This window comes from Pseudoalteromonas sp. Z9A6 (assembly GCF_011378805.1).
GTDB classification, from domain to species: Bacteria; Pseudomonadota; Gammaproteobacteria; order Enterobacterales; family Alteromonadaceae; genus Pseudoalteromonas; species Pseudoalteromonas distincta.
Genome location: NZ_WTKZ01000122.1, coordinates 1 through 1,309 on the forward strand (window position 1 = coordinate 1; position 1,309 = coordinate 1,309).

The 1,309-nt window shown below is 43.4% G+C and carries 1 protein-coding gene and 1 other annotated feature; the gene reads left to right on the top strand.

All coding sequences use genetic code 11. The features are described 5' to 3' along the window. The first annotated feature begins 50 nt into the window (after positions 1-50). Positions 51-1,270, top strand: a protein-coding gene (locus GQR53_RS20450) for an IS3 family transposase (protein WP_223230517.1) whose coding sequence is annotated in 2 segments (ribosomal slippage) — positions 51-339 and positions 339-1,270 — 1,221 coding nt in all. Because the reading frame shifts where the segments join, the coding sequence is not laid out codon by codon here. After that, positions 329-445, top strand: a sequence feature (AL1L pseudoknot). It overlaps the preceding gene by 117 nt. Positions 1,271-1,309 lie beyond the last annotated feature (39 nt).

Sequence of the window (1,309 nt, forward strand, 5' to 3'; positions counted from 1 at the left end):
TGAATCGCCCCGTGTTTGCCAGAGACTCAATAACTTGAGAAACTGGAACTATGAAAAAATCAAATCGCTATACATCAGAATTTCGTGAACGTGCAATTAGGCTTGTTACCACACAACAGCATGAATACCCTTCTCTTTGGGCTGCGCTAGTATCGATTTCAGATAAACTGGGATGTACCCCAGAAACACTTAGAGCATGGGTCAAGAAATCTCAAGCTCAACCGTCTAAACCCTCTTCTAATACGCAATCAACTGAAGAACGCCTTGCCGTCTTAGAGCGCGAGAATAAAGAGCTCAAGCGAACGAATGATATCCTGAGGCAAGCTGCCGCTTTTTTCGCCCAAGCGGAGCTCGACCGCAAACAGAAGTAATAGTGGATTTTATTGATGCTTGCAGAGAGCATTACGGTGTCGAGTCAATTTGCAAGGAATTGCCGATTGCACCATCAACGTATTATTCTCATAAACAGATACAAAGAGAGCCTGAGCGACTGTCTAACCGCAAAAAGCGTGATGCTGAGCTGATAATACTCATTCGCGAAGTGTGGGAGGATAATATGTCAGTTTATGGTGCAAGAAAAATATGGAAGCAGCTACAGCTTGACGACCATCAAGTCGCCCGCTGTACAGTCGAACGATTGATGCGAGTTATGGGAATTCAAGGTGTTCGTCGGGGTAAAGCACATAAGACAACGATACCTGACGAGCAACAAGATAAGCCACTTGATTTAGTTAATCGTCAATTTACTGCTGAGCAGCCAAATCAACTTTGGGTAGCTGACATCACCTATGTTGCCACATGGAGTGGGTTTGTTTATGTCGCTTTCGTGATAGATGTTTTTTCACGATACATTGTAGGTTGGCGTGTATCAACGACAATGCACACAGAGCTTATTCTTGATGCGTTAGAGCAAGCTATTTGGCATCGTGGCAACCCCGAAGGGTTAATTCACCACAGCGACAGAGGCAGCCAATATTTGTCTATACGATACACTGAGCGACTTGCTGAAGCTGGAATTCAAGCGTCTGTAGGCAGTGTGGGTGACTCTTATGACAATGCATTGGCTGAAACAATAAATGGATTATTTAAAACAGAGATTATTCGCAGAAATGGCCCGTGGAAGAATGTTGATGCTGTTGAATACGCAACGTTAGAGTGGGTCAATTGGTTTAATAATCAACGCTTATTATCTTCAATTGGGTATATTTCACCAGCTCAATATGAAACAGACTACTATGATAATTTAAACGAGTCAGGTAAAGTGGCCTGACTTAAACAAACTGGTCTCCGATGAACTCGGGGCGATTCA